Origin of the sequence: Micromonospora rosaria, from assembly GCF_001567585.1 — a bacterium.
GTDB classification, from domain to species: domain Bacteria; phylum Actinomycetota; class Actinomycetes; order Mycobacteriales; family Micromonosporaceae; genus Micromonospora; species Micromonospora rosaria.
This window is the reverse complement of sequence record NZ_LRQV01000144.1, coordinates 1-16,269: the sequence shown is the minus strand read 5'-3', so window position 1 is coordinate 16,269 and position 16,269 is coordinate 1. Positions and strand designations below refer to the sequence as shown.

Genomic DNA, 16,269 nt, shown 5'->3' with positions numbered 1-16,269 from the left:
GCACGGCTGCGGATCGGCTGGTTGGACTTCCCGGGCACCGAGCCCGCGGTCGAGGCCGCCGGCGCCACGCTGCGCGCCGCCCTGGCCGGGCTGGGACACCAGGTGGAGGACCTGCCCCTGCCGTTCGCCGACCCGTACCCCGCCCTGGTCGACATCCTGGCCGCCGCCGACGCGGCCGGCACGTCCGCCGCCGACGAACTGGACTGCGACCCCGGCCGGCTCGCCGTCATCCGGTACGGCCGCACCCTCGACGGCGCCGCCGTGGCCCGCGCCGAGGAGACCCGGCTGCGGCTGCGGATCGGGATGGGCGAGGTGATGCGCCGCTACGACCTGCTGGCGATGACCACCGTCCCGATCGAGCCGTTCGACGTCGACGCGATCGGGCCGGACTGGGCCGCCGACCCGGCGGACCTGCGGTGGCTGGCCTGGTCCCCGGCGACGTACCCGTTCAACATGACCGGCCAGCCGGCGATCTCGCTGCCCGTCGGCCGGACCCCGGCCGGGCTGCCGGTCGGCGGCCAGTTGGTCGGGCCGGCCGGCGGCGACCAGTTGCTGCTCGCCACCGCGGCGCAGGTGGAGGCGCACCTGCCCGCGCTCGAACCGGTTCCGCAATCAGCGATGAGGGGTTGATGTCGACATGTTCACCCGGCAATGGGCACGGCCGTACCCGGACGACGGGGTGGGACGGCCGTCGTTCGTCCAGGAGTTCCGGCTCTGGGACGACCGGCAACTCGCCGCCGCCCGGCAGGTCGAGGCGGCCCTGAACGACGTCGACCAGGTGCGCCTGGCGTTCTGCGACCCGCACGGGATCGCCCGCTCCAAGACGCTGACGCCGGAGACGTTCCGGGCCGCGCTGCGCAGCGGCATGGACTTCAGCCCGGGTCCGTTCCTGTTCGACACCGGCCACGCCGTCGCCGTGGACTTCCTCGCCGAGGATCCCGGGGTCGGCGTCCGCGAACTGGTCGGGGCCGGGGACTTCGTGGTGGTCCCGGACCCGGTCACCTTCCAGGTGCTGCCCGGCGAGGGACGCCGGACGGCGTGGGTGATCGGCGACGAGTACCTGCGCGACGGCACCCCGCACCCGCTGTCCGCCCGGCACCTGCTGCGCCGGGTCTGCCAGCGCTACGCCGACCGGCAGCTCGCCCCGGTGGTCGGCCTGGAGGTCGAGTGGTACCTGACCCGGCTGCTCGACGGGCCGGTCGGCAACGCCGGCAACGGGTTCGGCAGCCAGGGCGAGGCGCCCCGGGTGGCCGCGGTCGACGCCGGGTACCAGTTCAACCTGGACGCCTACGCCGACGCGCTGGCCCCGGTGCTCGACCCGCTGGCGGCGGTGCTGCTGGAGCTGGGCCTGCCGCTGCGGACCGTGGAGCACGAGTCGGGTCCGGGTCAGGTGGAGACCACCTTCGACCCGCTGTTCGCGCTGGACGCGGCGGACGCGATGCTGCTGTTCCGGACGGTGACGAAGCGGGAGTGCGCCCGGCGCGGGCACCACGCCTCGTTCATGGCGCTGCCGCTGCTCGACTCCTTCGACCCCAGCGGCTGGCACCTGCACCAGTCGGTGCTGAACACGGCGACCGGGCGCAACGTGCTGGCCGTCGACGACAGCACCGAGGGCCTGTCGGCCGAGGGCAAGGCGTACGTCGAGGGGCTGCTGGCCCGGGCCACCGACTTCTGCCTGCTCTCGGTGCCCACGGTCAACGGGTACCGCCGGCTGGCCGCCGACTTCACCCTCTCCCCCACCGTGATCGGCTGGCGGTACGAGTCCCGGCACGCCATGCTCCGGGTGCTCGGCACCGGTTCCGGTACGCACGTGGAGAACCGGGTGGGCGAGCCGTGCGCGAACCCGTACCTGACCATGGCGGCGCAACTGTCGGCCGGCCTCGACGGCATCGACGGTCGCATCGACGAGCCGGCCACCGGCGCGCCGAGCACCCTGCCCGCCTCGCTGCGGGAGTCGCTGACCGCGTTCCGGGAGAGCCCGCACACCGTGGCCCTGCTCGGTGAACCGCTCGCCCGGTGCCTGGTCAAGCTCAAGGAGAGCGAGGCGTCGCGGTTCGAGGGATGGCTCGCCGACCAGGTGCGCGACGGGCTGGCCGACGAGCGGCCCGATCCGGCGAAGGCCACCGAGTGGGAGCACCGCGAGTATTTCGCGGTGTACTGACAATCCCGCGCACGTTTAACGAACGTTCTATCCGTGTAGCACAGTTCGAGGTACCCGAATGGGTGGACCGGCCCCTATTCTGGGGGCCGGTCGTAAACCCATACTGGGGGTCTCGAATGAGTCGGAACACAGTTTCACCGGCGGCCGTCAAGGCACGCTCCGAACGGATCGAGAACCAGTCACGGCATGACGGCTGGAAGAAACCGCCGCGCCGGATCGAGCGTTCGGAATGCATCACCTGCGATTCCTGTCTGCGGAGCTGCCCGCCGGAGTTCGGGGCCATCTTCGACAACGGGCTCGACGTGGTGATCGTGCCGGAGCTGTGCTCCGGTTGCCCGGCGTGTGTGGTGGTGTGCCCGGTGGACTGCATCTACGTCGACGAGGACTGGTCCCCCACCGGCCCGGACCTGTGGTCGTACGTGGAGCTCACCGCGGGGCGGCCGGCATGAGCGCGGGCGCGGAGACGGGGCGGGAGGCGCGGGCGAAGGCCCGGCTCAGCCGGCGGCCCAGCCGGCTCGGCCAGCTCGGCGGCCGGACCGAGACGCCCGACCGGACGTACGACCCGGTCGCCGGTTTTCCCGGGCTGCTGGGTGAGGTCTGGCGGACGGCCAGCGCGCAGCCGCTGCCCGAGGCGGTGCAGACGCTGCTGACCCTCAACGGGCACGTGCCGGCGGACGTGCAACTGCGGGCGCTGCGGCTGTCCGACGACGCCGCGCTGTCGGCCCTGTTCGGACGCTCCTGGCGCACCGACGAGCCGGCCGCCGCCGACGACGGCGAGCAGGTGTTCCTCGGCGAGATCGGGCTCACCACCGCCGGGCGGGTGGTGCTGCGGGTGCCGTCCGCGCCGCTGCTGCGCGACGAGGTCGATCTCGTCGGCGGCGTGCTGCGGGTGCCGTGGTCCGCGCAGGCGCTGAGCCTGTACCAGGACCGGCTCAAGCCGATCCGGACCCGGTACGCCGACGCCATCGAGGAGAGTCGGACCTGGTTGGCCGCCGCCGGCACCGCCGGGCGGGACCAGTTCCTGGCCGACCTGACCGAGGCGACGCAGCGCACCGCGCCGTTCGTGCTGTACCAGGAGAACCGGCTCTACACGAACTTCCGGGAGCGCAACACGCTGACCGGCAAGACGCTCTGGCCCGGCCACCCCGACTGCGCGCTGAGCGCCCTGCGCGGCGTGCCGCTGGACCTCTGGTCCGACGGCGACGTGCTGATGGTCGTCTGCCTGACCATCCTGATGCGCTCGGCGGGCTACGCCCGCATCGAGGAGGCCAACAGCACCCAGCTCACCCTGGACCACGTCGCCGAGCTGCTGGAACGGACCCGGCAGCGGTACCAGTCGGTGCCCGGCGGCACGCCGGTCGCGCCGGCGGCGTCGACGGGGGTGACCGACCTGCTGGCGCTGGCGGACGCGCTCAAGCAGCGGCGCGCGGAGGTCGGCGCGGACGCCCAGCTCTACCGGGAGATCCACGGCCCGCTCATGCACAAGATCGAGCAGGTGGCGGTGGGCTGGCCCGCGGCGGCCGACGCGCCGGAGCGGGAGCTGTGCGCCTGGTTGCGGGAGCACCTGCCGGTCGCCGGTGACTCGCTGGCCGAGCTGGGCCGTTCGGTGACCGAGGACCCGGCCTGGCTGGCCGCGCCGCACGGGACCTTCGCCACCGGCCTGGAGTCGCTGGTGTACGAGTCGGTGCGCGCGGCGGTGCACACCTTCGACGTGGACTTCGCGATGAGCCGGGGCCTGCGGTCGCTGCCGGACCTGGTCACGGCGATGCGGTCGGCGGACTGGGACCGGATCACCGCGTGGGAGCTGCCCGAGTTCTTCTGCTGCGTGGTGCCGGCGCCTGAGGCCCGGCGGCACTTCGGCGGCTCGGTGTCCCGGCTCGCCGACGCCGCCTGGGCGATGTCCGCCCGGATGCAGTACAACTCCTGGCACTTCATCGCCGGCAACCTCCCCCGGGTGCCCGCGGTGCTGGACCGGGACCACTTCGTCCCGCCGGCCATCCCGGACATCGCCCACTTCTCCGACCAGCACCACCACGGCCACGTGGCGGCGCGGATCCGGTTCAGCATCCGCAGCCCGCAGGCGGTCACGGTGCTGGACCGTCGGTTCAACGGGTTCGTCGACGTCCGGTTGCTGCGGTGCGACGGCAGGCCCTTCACCGAGCTGGACCTCCAGGTCGCGCACCGGCTCTCGGGCTTCGTCGCCACGGCGACCGGGGCCGCCGCCCAGCTCGTGGCGGACGGTGCGGACGTCACCGTGACCGCCTTCGACACGCCCTGGCACGCTCAGACGATCACCGCCGCCGTCACCCAGTGACGGCGGCGGTGCCGCCTCCCCCTCAGACGTTGAACTTGAAGCCGAGTCCACGCACGTTGACCAGGTACCGCGGTGAGCTCGGATCCTCCTCGATCTTGGAACGCAGGCGCCGGACGTGCACGTCCAGCGTCTTGGTGTCACCGAAGTAGTCCTGGCCCCAGATCCGGTCGATGAGCACGCTCCGGCGCAACACGCGACCGGGGTTACGTAACAGGTACTCCAACAGCTCGAACTCCTTCAGTGGTATGTGCACCTCGGCACCGTTCACCGTCACGATGTGGCGCACCACGTCCATCCGTACCGGCCCCCCGGACAGCACGGTCGGCTGCACTTCCCGTTCGATCGTCACCTGCCCGCCCCGGCGCAGGATGGCCCTGATCCGCAGGATCAGCTCCCGTGCCGAGTAGGGCTTGGTGACGTAGTCGTCCGCGCCGACCTCGAAGCCGACCACCCGGTCGATCTCCGTGTCGCGCCCGCTGAGCATCACGACGGGTACGGTGGACCGGTAGCGCAGCTGCCGGCACACCTCCGTCCCGCTCATCCCGGGCAGGCGGAGTTCGAGCAGAACGATGTCGGCACCGTTACGCTCGAATTCTTCGATAGCCTGCGGTCCAGCCGTCGTCACCGTGGGCGTGAAGCCCTCGGTGCGGACGAGATGGGCCAACGCTTCGGCGTTAGAGGCTTCTCCTTCAACAATAAGGACCCTGGTCACGGTCGCTCCCCCTGTGCTCCGTGCTGATCGATGTCGGCACCGCCCCGCCAGGCACGCCACTGCCTCGACGAGGCCGGCCCGCGTCGCCCCCCGTCGGCGCGAACCCACTCGTTAGGACTGACAGACAGCGCAGTGATGTGCCGCTCGGCCCCAGGTCGGCCGTTGGCGGCGGCTAGGTGGGTCGGTGCACCGATAAACGTCACTCCATCTGCGCGCGCCTATTCTGACGGAATCACGTGCCGCCAGCAAGTAGCACCGTTTCCGCATTCACACAGGGTACGGGGGGAAGGCAAAACAGTGCCAAGGCCTTCCAGCCAACAGAAAAGCGGCAGACCCAAATAATCTAGACACCTCGCCGGAATTCGGCAACGCTCGACCATTGCCCACTTACCGGTTCGGCACGCGGCCGACCACGCCTCGAATCGGCGGCACCGGTGGATGTCGGGAAGAAAACCCGTGATGACCACCATATTAGCTCAGGTGTTTCAAGAGCGGCGATCCACCCTACGGACAGCGAACATGAGGATGTTTTCTGTCCGGCGACGCCTTTCCACCGAGACGATACCGGTCACGGTAGGTGACCCCTGACGGCGGGGTCACCCGGTCGTGCCGCAGCACGCGAAACCGCCCCGTCCACGGTGGACGGGGCGGTTCCGGGAACACGCCGGCGGCGGTCACCAGACGTACAGGTACCAGTAGTACTGCTTGTCGTAGGGGTGCCACTGGTAGGCGCAGGTGTAGGAGCCCCACGCCCCACCCTGGACGAGGCTGTCGCCGAAGTACCGGCACGCCTCGACGGTGTAGTAGTAGCCGAACAGGTACGAGTCGGCGGCGGCGGTGACGGGGCGAGGGTCCGCCGACGCCGCCCCCTGGGCCGGTGCGCCGGCACCGAGCACCAGGGCGGCACCGACGGCGGTGAGCATGAGGAAGGTCCGGACTCGACGCATGACGACTCCTCGATTCGGTGGGCACGGCCACCATAGGCAGCGACAAGTATCGATAGCTACGGCTGCTCGGGCAGGCGGGACTCAGCCGTTCGCGCCGTCCGGACGCCGACCCGCCCGCACCGGCGCGGCGGCGGTCGGAGCCACCGGACCCGGCGGCGGCTCCGGGGCCACAACGGGCCGTCGTCGACCCGGCGCGGGACACCCACCACGGGCCGATGGCCGAACAGTCCTCGCCGCCCGCGCCCCGACCGGTCGCCGCCGCCGCGGTGGTTTCTCCGACGCCGACCGCCGACCTTTCCCGGCACGTCTTTCCTGGCACATCCGGACGGGCAGTTCACCGGCGGGCACGCCGCCGCGCCGGACACTCTTCGCCGCCGGGCCGGTCATTGTGCCACCGGTCCCGGCATACGGCCTGCGGCGCCGCGTCCGGAACGCCCGGACCGGCACCGCACCCTTTCCATTCCTCGCCATCGTGTACGGCTTTGTGGCGATTACGGATATCAATGTGCCGTGGCTGTTGGTAATGGTGGGGTCGACCGCACCGACCGTCCTGCCGCCCGTTTCCGCGTCATCCCGGCGGTGGTTGACGAACGGGAGGTCGCGAGACGCCGCCGCCGCGCGACCGGCGGCCAGTCCGAGCGCGAAAGCGGACTCAGGGAGTCCTGTTCACCCCGGCCGACGTCGGGGCCGCCGGGCGGGGCGGCGTCAGCTCCTCGCCCAGGCCGTGCGGAGCGCGGCGAACTCCTCGTGGAACCCGGGGAAGGTCTTGGCGACACAGGACGGGTCGTCCAACTCGATCCCGGCCGCGCGCAGCCCGGTCACGCTCATGCTCATCGCGATCCGGTGGTCGGCCCGGGTCTCGACCACGCCCCCGTGCGGCTGCCCCGGCTCGATCTCCAGCCAGTCCGGGCCGGTACGGGTGGTGATGCCGCAGACGCCGAGCGCGGTGGTGATCGCGTCGATCCGGTCGGACTCCTTGACCCGGCAGTTCGCCACGTCGGTGATCCGGACCGGGGCGTCGGCGTACGGCGCGATGGCGGCCAGCGTCATCATCGTGTCGCTGATGTCGCGCATGACCACCTCACCCGGGCTGCGCAGCCGCTCGGGGCCGGTCACCGCGACCTCGTCCGCGCCGACCTCGACGCGGCACCCCATCGACGCCAGCACCTCGGTGGCGAACCGCAGGTCGCCCTGTACGCAGTGGCGGCCCAGGCCGGGTACCACGACGGTGTTGCCGGTGACGGCGGCGGCGGCGAAGAAGTACGAGGCGGTGGAGGCGTCCGCCTCGATCCGGTACTCCCGGGCCTGGTAGGTGCCGGGCGGAACGACGATCGTCGAGCCCTCCCAGGTGGCGTCGACCCCGAAGTCGCGCATCATGGCCAGGGTCAGCTCGACGTAGGGGACGGAGACGATGTCCTCGATCTCGATGCGCAGCCCCTTCTCCATCGCGGGCGCGGCGAGGCAGAGCGCGGTGAGGTACTGGCTGGAGACCCCGGCGTCGAGCCGGACCGTGCCGCCGGACACCCGGCCACCGCGTACCACCAGCGGCAGCCGGTCCCCCTCCTGCGCCTGGACGCCCACCCCGAGCTGGCGGAGCGCGTCGAGCAGCGGGCCCATCGGGCGGGCGCGCATCTGCGCGCTGGCGTCGACGACGTACTCCCCCCGGCCGAGCGCGGCGAGGGCGGGCAGGAACCGCGCAGCGGTCCCCGAGTCGTGGCACCAGACGGTGGCCGCCGCCGCCGACGGGCCGCCCGGGTCGCCGGTCACCGTCCAGACGCCCGCGTCGCGGGTCACCGGCAGGCCCAGGCTCGCCACCCCCTCGGCGAAGGCGACGGTGTCGGCCGCCACCAGCGGTTCACGCAGCCGGGTCGTGCCGTCGGCCAGCGCGGCGATCAGCAGCGCCCGCGCGGTGACGGACTTCGAGCCGGGGACGCGCGCCGTGGCCTGGCGGATTGCCCGGGTCATCGGTACTCCTCAAGTCGGGTGGCGGGGCAGCCCTCACAGTAGTGCGGCACCGGCCGTCCGCACCGGCGACCAGCCACGCGGGCGCCGAGATCCCGGACACCCGCCCGCCCGGATACCGGTCGGCCCCTTGCCGCGCCCCCACCGCTGTTCTATACACAGCACCAGATCCGGACACAGCACCAGATCCGGCGTCCGATCGTGGAGAGGGATGGCGTGAAGCTGCTTCGAGTGGGAACGGTCGGCCAGGAACGCCCGGCGGCGCTGGACGCGCACGGCCGGCTGGTGGACCTGTCCGGCCTGGTGGCCGACATCGACGGGGCCTTCCTCGGCGGCGACGGCATCGAGGTGGCACGGGCGGCGGTCGCCGGCGGCGGGCTGCCCGTCCTGGACCCGGCGGTGCGCGTCGGCGCGCCGGTGGCCCGGCCCGGCAAGATCGTGTGCGTCGGGCTGAACTACTCCGACCACGCGGCGGAGACCGGGGCGGCGCTGCCGGCCGAGCCGATCCTGTTCATGAAGGCGCCGAACACGGTGGTCGGCCCGAACGACCGGGTGCTGATCCCCCGGGGCAGTGTCAAGACCGACTGGGAGGTGGAGCTGGCGGTCGTCATCGGGCGCACCGCCCGCTACCTCCCCGACGAGGCCACGGCGCGGGCGTGCGTGGCCGGCTACACCATCTCCAACGACCTGTCCGAACGCGAGTTCCAGTTGGAACGGGGCGGCCAGTGGGACAAGGGCAAGTCGTGCGAGACCTTCAACCCGCTCGGGCCCTGGCTGGTCACCGCCGACGACGTCGCGGACCCTCAGCAGCTGGGCCTGCGGCTGCGCGTCAACGGCACGCTCCGCCAGGACGGCAGCACCAAGAACATGATCTTCGGGGTCGCCGAGATCGTCCGGTACGTCAGCCAGTTCATGGTCCTCGAACCGGGTGACGTGATCAACACGGGTACCCCGGCCGGGGTGGCGCTGGGCATGCCGGAGCCGAAGCCGTACCTGCGCCCCGGTGACGTCCTGGAGCTGGAGATCGACGGTCTGGGTACGCAACGCCAGCCCGTCGGGTCGGCGTGACGGGCGCCGGCCCTCCCGGGCGGCCCGACCCGGACGAGAGTGAGGTCCTCGTGACCCGGGACTTCGCCGGCCTGGCCGCGGTGGTGACCGGAGGTGGCTCCGGCATCGGCCTGGCCACCGCCCGACTGCTGGCCGCGCGGGGCGCCACCGTCGCCTGCCTGGACCTGGATCCCACCGGCGTGCCGGACCCGCTGGTCGGCGTCACCTGCGACGTCACCGACACCGACTCGGTGACGGCGGCGGTGGCGACGGCGGCGAGCCGGCTCGGTGGGCTGGACGTCCTGGTCAACAACGCCGGGATCGGCGCGCGGGGCACCGTCGAGGCGAATCCCGACGCCGAGTGGCACCGGGTATTCGACGTCAACGTGGTCGGCGTCGTGCGGACCACCCGGGCCGCCCTGCCCCACCTGCGCGCCTCCGCCGCCGCCGCGATCGTCAACGTCTGTTCCATCGCCGCCACCGCCGGCCTGCCCGACCGGGCGCTCTACAGCGCGACGAAGGGCGCGGTGCAGGCGCTCACCCTCGCGATGGCCGCCGACCACGTGGCCGAGGGCATCCGGGTGAACTGCGTCAACCCGGGCACCGTCGACACCCCCTGGGTCCGCCGGCTGCTCGACGCGGCGGCCGACCCGGCCGCCGAACTCACCGCCCTGCGGGCCCGGCAGCCCATCGGGCGGCTGGTCTCCGCGGCCGAGGTCGCCGCCGCCATCGGCTATCTGGCCAGCCCGCTGACCGCGGCCACCACCGGCACCGTGCTCGCCGTCGACGGCGGCATGCACGGCCTCCGGCTCCGCCCGACCGCCACGCCCCCCGGCGACCGGCCGGCCTGACCCGGGTCCGCCCCGACGGCGGACCGGGCAGGACCGACGGCGGATGGGGCGTCACCGGGGCGGGGGCGTCACCGGGGCGGCGCGACGCTGTCGCGGATGACGAGTTCCGTGGCGAGTTCCACCCGGGGGCTCTCGATCTTCTCACCGTGGGCCAGGCGCAGCACGGTCCGCGCGGCCAGCATGCCCATCTCGGCCAGCGGCTGGCGGACCGTGGTCAGCGGCGGGGAGCACCAGCGCACCTCGGGCAGGTCGTCGAAGCCGACCACGCTGACGTCGTCGGGCACCCGCAGGCCCCGCTTGCGGACCGCCTCGTAGACGCCGAGCGCCATCTGGTCGCTGGAGGCGAAGATCGCGGTGGGCGGGTCCGCCAGGGCCAGCAACTGGGTACCGGCGGTGTAGCCGGACTCGTGGTAGAAGTTGCCGGGACGGATGAGGGCGTCGTCGATGGCGACCCCGGCGGCCTCCAGGGCCGCGCGGTAGCCGTCCATCCGGGCCCGGCTGCACATGAGCTGCGGCGGGCCGGCGATGAAGCCGATGCGCCGGTGCCCGAGGCCGAGCAGGTACTGGTTGGCGCGCAGGCTGCCCGCCCAGTTGGTGGCGCCGATGGTGGGCGCCTCCTGTGGGGCCACCCCGGCGGGGTCGACGATGACCACCGGGAGGTTGAGCCGGCGCAGCTCGGCCTGCAACGGTGGCTCCACCATCGAGGTCACGAAGATCACCCCGTGGCTGGAGCGGGTCCGGATGTTGTCGAGCCACTGCCGGGCCGACGAGGTCCGCCGGTGGATGGCCGAGACGACGGTACCGGCGCCGCCGGCGTGCGCGACGTCCTCCACCCCCCGGATGATTTCCACCGCCCAGGGGCTGTCGAGGTCGTTGAAGACCAGGTCGATCAGGGCCGGGCTGGGCCGCCGGCTGGGCGACCGTCGCCGGTACCCGTGCCGGGTGAGCAGCTCCTCGACCCGTTCCCTGGTCTGCGGGGCGACGTCGGAGCGCCCGTTGATGACGCGGGAGACCGTGGGCACGGAGACGCCGGCCAGGCGCGCGATCATCGCGATGGTGACGTTCCGGCTGTTGTCGGGGCCCACGGTCCACCCTTTCGTGTCGGCTGGGACCTACGGAGCCAGAAGGCTACCGCAGGGGTTCTCTGCTACCCCTTGACGCTGCCGGCCAGGCCACCCACGAGCTGGCGTTCCGCCACCGCGTAGAGGGCCAGGGCCGGGACCATGGACAGCACCACGTAGGCGAGCACCCGGGCGGTGTCGTCGCTGTACTGGCCCTGGAACGCCTGGACCCCGACGGGCAGGGTCCACCAGCTCTGGTCGGTGAAGACCACCAGCGGCAGCATGAAGTTGTTCCAACTGGCCACGATGGCCAGCACGGAGACGGTGGCCAGCGCGGGGCGGGCCATCGGCAGCAGGATGCGCCAGAAGAACCCGAACGGGCCGCAGCCGTCGAGGATCGCGGCCTCCTCGACCTCGCCGGGAATGGTCCGGAAGAACTGGCGCAGGATGATGATGGTGATCGGCAGCCCGAAGGCGGCCTGGGGCAGGATCACCCCGAGCGGGTTGTCCAGCAGGCCCATCCCGCGCAGCATCACGAACAGCGGCAGGATCGCCACCGCGAAGGGGAACATCAGCCCGATCGTGAAGAGGGTGACCAACAGTTCCCGGCCGCGGAAGGCGTAGCGGGCGAAGACGAACGCGGCCATCGCCGCCGCGCCGACCACGATCAGGGTGCTGGCCACGGCGATGAGCAGGCTGTTGCCGAGCTGTCGCCAGAACACCCCGGAGGTGAGGATGTCGGTGTAGTTCTCGGGCACCCAGGGGTCGGGCAGTCCGAGCGGGTTGGTGGAGAGCTGCCCGTTGTCCTTGAACCCGCCGAGCACGCCGAACAGGATCGGCACGACGATGAGCGCGCCGACGGCGACGCAGACGAGGTGCAGCACGAGGCGGCGGGACCGCTGGGCGGGGTTCGCCGGGCGGGTCATCGTTGGCCTCCCTGGACGGTGAGCGCCCCCGCCGTGTCGCGGCGCAGGACGACGCGCTGGTAGAACAGGGCGAAGACGAGGCTCAGCAGGAACATGACGATGCTGATCGCGCTGGCGTAGCCGACCTCGAAGCGGCGGAAGCCGTACTGGTACATGGTCACGGCCATCGTCTCGGAGGAGTGGATCGGGCCGCCGCCGGTGAGCACCCAGACCATGTCGAACAACTGGATGGTGCCGATCACCGACAGGAACACGGCGATGCGGATCGTCGGCCCGAGCAGGGGCAGGGTGACGTGCCGGAACGCCTGCCAGGTGGTGGCCCCGTCGGTCAGCGCCGCCTCGTTCAGCTCCTTGGGGATGCCCTGCCGGGCGGCCAGGAGCAGGATCATGTAGAGGCCGAAGTACTTCCAGGAGACCACGAGGAAGACGCCGATCAGCACGGTGTCCGGGTCGGCGAAGATCGCGCCGGCCTCCGCGCCCAGCCACCGGGAGATGGTGTCGCCCAGCCCCCGGTTGGGCGAGAAGACCAGGGTGAACAGGACGGCGGTGGTGACCTCGGACAGGACGTACGGGGCGAAGAACACCAGCCGGTAGAAGCTGCGGCCGGCGAGCCGCTGGTTGAGCAGCATGGCCAGGCCCAGCGCCACGGGGAGCTGGATCGTCAGCGACCCCACGATCAGCAGCAGGGCCCGCCACAGGTCGCCCCGGAAGACCGGGTCGGCGAAGGCGCGGAGGTAGTTGTCCAGGCCGACGAAGTTCTCGGGCAGGTTGAAGCCGTTCCACTTGAACAGGCTGGCGTAGCTGGCCACCACGATCGGGGCGATGACCAGCAACAGGAACAGCGTCAGGGCCGGGGCGAGGAAGACGGCGAGGGCGACGCGCCGGCCCGGCCGGGGCCGGGCGACGCGGCGTACGCCACGCGGCCCCGGCACGGCGGCGGCGCCCGGATGGCCGCGCCGCGGACCCGACATGGTCGAAGGACTGCTCATGCCTGCTCCGTTCGGGTCTCGCGGCGGACGACGGGTAGGGGTGGGGTGGACATCTGCCTACTGGCTCTTCGCCACCGTGGTGATGTCCTTGACGATCTGCGCGGGCGACTTGGTGCCGGCGATCAGCTCGGCGACGCTGTCGTTGACCTGCTGCCCGACCGCGGGCGGGTACGCCTGGTCGAGGTAGAGCTGGAAGCCCGTGGCGCTGGCCAGGTTCTCCGCGACGATCTTGTTGTTCGGGTCGGAGATGCCCGAGGCGGCCTCCCGGACCGTCGGCAGCACCGCGCCGGTCTGCGCGGCCTTGCGCTGGTTGTCCACGGTGAGCAGGCTGGCGAGGAAGTCGACGGTGGACGCGGGGGCGTCCTTGCCGATGGCGAAGCCGTTGCCGCCGCCGAACGCCTCGGAGCCGGCGCCCTTGCCGCCGTCGACCACCGGGAACGGGAAGAAGCCGAGCTTGTCGCCGATCCCCTTCTTGCTGGTGGAGCTGGACGCCTGCACCGAGGGGGCCCACTGGCCCATGAGCTCCATGGCCGCGCCGCCGTTGCCCATGGTGGCGGCCTGCCCGTCCGGGGAGCCGTACTCCGCACCGAGGAAGCCCCGCTGGAACGGCTGCAGGTCGACCAGTTCCTTGAGCCGCTCGCCGGCGGCGACGAAGTCGGGGGTGTCGAAGTTCTTGGTCTCGGCGGCCTGTTGCAGGGCGCTCAGGCCACCGATGCGCATGGCCAGGTACGCCCAGTAGTTGTGGGCCGGCCACTTGTCCTTGCCGGCGAGCGCGATCGGGACGATGCCGGCGGCCTTGATCTTGCGGACCGTGTCGAGGACGCCGGCCCAGGTGGTGGGCGTCTCGGTGACGCCCGCCTTGGCGAAGAGGTCCTTGTTGTACCAGAACCCGACCATGCCGACGTCGAACGGGATGCCGTAGATCCGGCCGTCGATGGTGTACGGCTGGAGGGCGGCCGGCAGCAGCGAGCCGATCCACGGCTGCACGTCGTCGGTGAGGTCCTTGACCAGGCCCGCGTCGACCTGCTGGCGGAGCACGCCGCCGCCCCAGGACTGGAACAGGTCGGGCGGGGACCCGGCCTGGGTGGCCGTGGTCAGCTTGGTCTTGAACGCCTCGTTCTCCAGCGGCTGGATCTCGATGGTCACGTTGCTGTGCGCGGTGCGGTACTCCTGCGCCATCGCCGCCCAGACCGGCAGCATCGGCTCGGTGTTCTGGATGTGCCACCAGTTGATCGTCTGGGGGGCGTTCGGGTCGCTGGACTCGTCGTCGCCGCTGCACCCGCTGAGCAGGTACGCGCCGGCACCGGCGCCGACGAGGCCGAGCAGCGATCTACGGGAGAGGTGCGCTGTCATGATCCATCCCTTCGGGGACTCATGAGGTGCCCGGATGCCGAGCTAGCCGGCACGAATCTGAACGTCAACTTCCGGAACTTTCAGTGCTTCACCGGTATTACCGATTGATGGCCGGCACGCTACGAGAAAGTCTCCACCCCGGTCAAGGGGTCTGTCCTATCACGACCTGAACGGCTAGCGTGGTGATGACTTCCTGAGTTTCCGGGCCGATGATCCGGAAGTTGCCGAAATCCGTATCGGAGGAGCCGACGTGTCGACCGAGACCGCTGACGTGGCGACCGCTGCCCGGTCGATCCGCAACCCCGTCCTCGCCGGGTTCCACCCGGACCCGTCGATCCTGCGGGTCGGGGACGACTACTACCTGGCCACCTCGACCTTCGAGTGGTACCCGGGGGTCCGGGTGCACCACTCGCGCGACCTCGTGCACTGGCGTGCGCTGGGGGGCATCGTCACCGACCGCCGGTTGCTCGACCTGCGCGGCTGCGGCGACTCCAACGGGGTGTGGGCACCCGACCTGACCTGGCACGACGGCGAGTTCTTCCTGGTCTACAGCGACGTGGCCAGCTTCGCCAGCGGCTACTGGGACCCGCAGAACTTCCTGGTCACCGCGCCGGACATCAGCGGCCCCTGGTCGGACCCGGTGAAGCTGCACGGGCACGGCTTCGACGCCGCACTGTTCCACGACGACGACGGCAGCACCTGGCTGCTGAGCATGAGCGCGGACTGGCGGCCCGGCCGGGAACGGTTCGCCGGCATCGAGATCCAGCGCTACGACCGGGCCACCCGCCGCCTGGTCGGTCGGCCCCGGCTGCTGTTCACCGGCACCTCGGTCGGGGTCACCGAGGGCCCCCACCTGTACCGCCGCGACGGCTGGTACTGGCTGATCACCGCCGAGGGGGGCACGAGCTGGGAACACCAGGTCACCGTGGCCCGCTCCCGCGAGCTGTTCGGACCGTACGAGGTGGACCCGCAGGGTCCGCTGCTGACCTCGGTGGGCCGGCCGGACCTGCGCCTGCAGAAGGCCGGGCACGGCAGCCTGGTCCGCACCCAGCACGGCGACTGGTACCTGGCCCACCTGGTCGGCCGCCCCTACACCCCGCTGGGCAACTGCGTGCTGGGGCGGGAGACCGCCATCCAGCGGGTCGAGTGGCCGGCCGGCGACTGGCCCCGGATTCCCGGGGGCGTCCCGGCCGAGGAGGTCACCGCGCCCGGCCTGCCCGCCCACCCGTGGCCGGCCGAGCCCGCCACCGACCACTTCGACACCGACCACCTGGCGCCCTGGTGGTCGACGCTGCGGCGGCCGGCCGCCCCGGACTGGGTGGACCTGCGGTCCCGCCCGTCGCACCTGCGGGTGCACGGCGGCCAGTCACCGGTGGGGCGGCAGGCCCCGAGCCTGGTCGCGCGCCGGGTCGGCGCGACGCGGTGCGCGCTGGAGACGGTCGTCGAGTTCGACCCGCTCGACCACCGGCAGCTCGCCGGGATCACCGCGTACTACAACACCCTGAACTGGCACCACCTGTACCTGACCCGCGACGACGCCGGCCGGCGGGTGCTGGAGCTGCTCAGCTCCGACAGCGGGCGGCGCACCGCGTACCCCGAGCTGACCGTCGACGCCGACGGCGCCGACCGGGTGGGCCTGCGGGCGGTCTTCGACGGGCCGGTGGTGCGGTTCGGGTACGACCTCGGCGCCGGGTGGCAGGAGCTTCCGGTGGCGCTGGACGCCACCATCCTCTCCGACGAGCACGCCGCCCTGGTCGTCGACGGGGAGCCGGCGGCGTGGGGCTTCACCGGCGCGTTCCTCGGCCTGTGGGTCCAGGACCTCGGCGGTGACGGCGGCCACGCCGACTTCGACCTCGCCACCTACCGGGAGTTCTGACCGGCGACCGGCGGGGACCGGCGTGCGGGCCGGGGCGGGGCCGGCCGGCGGACCGGGGGGACCGCGGGCC

14 protein-coding genes are annotated in these 16,269 nt (G+C 72.0%); 7 read left to right on the top strand and 7 right to left on the bottom strand.

Features of this window, described 5'->3' with window-relative positions; genetic code table 11:
- The 4 genes from AWW66_RS27050 to AWW66_RS27035 form a co-directional block, all read left to right on the top strand.
- Positions 1-630: amidase family protein (locus AWW66_RS27050; RefSeq protein WP_245648507.1), on the top strand; the 630-nt coding region annotated here is incomplete at its 5' end.
- Between the two features lie 7 nt (positions 631-637).
- On the top strand, positions 638-2,161 hold the full coding sequence (locus tag AWW66_RS27045; RefSeq protein WP_067371975.1) for a glutamine synthetase family protein: 1,524 nt from the start codon (positions 638-640) through the stop codon (positions 2,159-2,161).
- A 116-nt stretch (positions 2,162-2,277) separates the two neighbouring features.
- Entirely contained in the window at positions 2,278-2,610 is a 333-nt protein-coding gene (locus AWW66_RS27040) for a 4Fe-4S dicluster-binding protein (protein ID WP_067371973.1), read from the top strand.
- Positions 2,607-4,475: a hypothetical protein gene (locus AWW66_RS27035; protein WP_067371971.1), complete on the top strand. Its 1,869-nt coding sequence runs from the start codon at positions 2,607-2,609 to the stop codon at positions 4,473-4,475. The genes AWW66_RS27040 and AWW66_RS27035 overlap by 4 nt, the downstream gene beginning before the upstream one ends.
- Before the next feature lie 22 nt (positions 4,476-4,497).
- On the opposite strand, the gene AWW66_RS27030 is transcribed toward AWW66_RS27035, so the two are convergent.
- The 3 genes from AWW66_RS27030 to aroA form a co-directional block, all read right to left on the bottom strand.
- Complete coding sequence (locus AWW66_RS27030) at positions 4,498-5,187, bottom strand: response regulator transcription factor (protein ID WP_067371969.1); 690 nt, start codon at positions 5,185-5,187, stop codon at positions 4,498-4,500.
- 674 nt (positions 5,188-5,861) lie between these two features.
- Positions 5,862-6,134, bottom strand: coding sequence for a hypothetical protein (locus AWW66_RS27025; RefSeq protein WP_157528009.1), 273 nt, complete (start codon positions 6,132-6,134; stop codon positions 5,862-5,864).
- Between the two features lie 705 nt (positions 6,135-6,839).
- On the bottom strand, positions 6,840-8,087 hold the full coding sequence (gene aroA, locus AWW66_RS27020) for a 3-phosphoshikimate 1-carboxyvinyltransferase (RefSeq protein ID WP_211272116.1): 1,248 nt from the start codon (positions 8,085-8,087) through the stop codon (positions 6,840-6,842).
- 225 nt (positions 8,088-8,312) lie between these two features.
- Between aroA and AWW66_RS27015 the strand changes: the two genes are divergently transcribed.
- Complete coding sequence (locus AWW66_RS27015) at positions 8,313-9,164, top strand: fumarylacetoacetate hydrolase family protein (protein ID WP_067371960.1); 852 nt, start codon at positions 8,313-8,315, stop codon at positions 9,162-9,164.
- 50 nt (positions 9,165-9,214) lie between these two features.
- Positions 9,215-9,994, top strand: a complete 780-nt coding sequence (locus AWW66_RS27010; RefSeq protein WP_067371981.1) for an SDR family NAD(P)-dependent oxidoreductase — start codon at positions 9,215-9,217, stop codon at positions 9,992-9,994.
- A gap of 68 nt (positions 9,995-10,062) precedes the next feature.
- Here AWW66_RS27010 and AWW66_RS27005 read toward each other — a convergent pair whose 3' ends face one another.
- From AWW66_RS27005 to AWW66_RS26990, 4 genes are all read right to left on the bottom strand, one after another.
- Positions 10,063-11,043 carry a LacI family DNA-binding transcriptional regulator gene (locus AWW66_RS27005; RefSeq protein WP_067371978.1) on the bottom strand — a complete coding sequence of 327 codons (981 nt, stop codon included), beginning with the start codon at positions 11,041-11,043 and terminating at the stop codon, positions 10,063-10,065.
- A 98-nt stretch (positions 11,044-11,141) separates the two neighbouring features.
- Complete coding sequence (locus AWW66_RS27000) at positions 11,142-11,981, bottom strand: carbohydrate ABC transporter permease (RefSeq protein WP_067371958.1); 840 nt, start codon at positions 11,979-11,981, stop codon at positions 11,142-11,144.
- Positions 11,978-12,970, bottom strand: a complete 993-nt coding sequence (locus AWW66_RS26995; RefSeq protein ID WP_067371955.1) for a carbohydrate ABC transporter permease — start codon at positions 12,968-12,970, stop codon at positions 11,978-11,980. The genes AWW66_RS27000 and AWW66_RS26995 overlap by 4 nt, the downstream gene beginning before the upstream one ends.
- A 57-nt stretch (positions 12,971-13,027) precedes the next feature.
- Positions 13,028-14,323, bottom strand: a complete 1,296-nt coding sequence (locus AWW66_RS26990; protein WP_067371952.1) for an extracellular solute-binding protein — start codon at positions 14,321-14,323, stop codon at positions 13,028-13,030.
- Positions 14,324-14,573: 250 nt separating this feature from the next.
- Between AWW66_RS26990 and AWW66_RS26985 the strand changes: the two genes are divergently transcribed.
- Positions 14,574-16,199 carry a glycoside hydrolase family 43 protein gene (locus AWW66_RS26985; protein WP_067371949.1) on the top strand — a complete coding sequence of 542 codons (1,626 nt, stop codon included), beginning with the start codon at positions 14,574-14,576 and terminating at the stop codon, positions 16,197-16,199.
- The last annotated feature ends 70 nt before the right edge of the window (positions 16,200-16,269 follow it).